General features: G+C 35.0%; 1 pseudogene. It reads left to right on the top strand.

From position 1 onward, the window contains the following. A pseudogene (locus BAQ49_RS26695) lies at window positions 1–237 on the top strand (IS4 family transposase); the annotation flags it as partial.

Raw genomic sequence — 237 nt, 5'->3', positions numbered from 1 at the left:
TTCTTCTACAATGTTTAAGATGAGAGAACTCCTGTTACGTAAGAAACAGAAAGAGCTAAGTGAATATAAAGCAATGTACATAATTAAAGATTATTTTTCACTTTTTCACCAAGCATTACACAAAAACACCCAAGAGCTATCAAAGGTTCTCCTTCGTCTGTTTAACCTCCTACAGCACAACGGACGAAAATCTCATCGATACGAGAAAAAGACAGTCTTTGATATTTTGGGTGTTGT

The sequence above is a fragment of the Bacillus proteolyticus genome (genome assembly GCF_001884065.1).
In the GTDB taxonomy this organism is placed as follows: Bacteria; Bacillota; Bacilli; order Bacillales; family Bacillaceae_G; genus Bacillus_A; species Bacillus_A proteolyticus.
The sequence above is the reverse complement of the archived record's forward strand: the minus strand, read 5'-3'. Positions and strand labels throughout refer to the sequence as shown.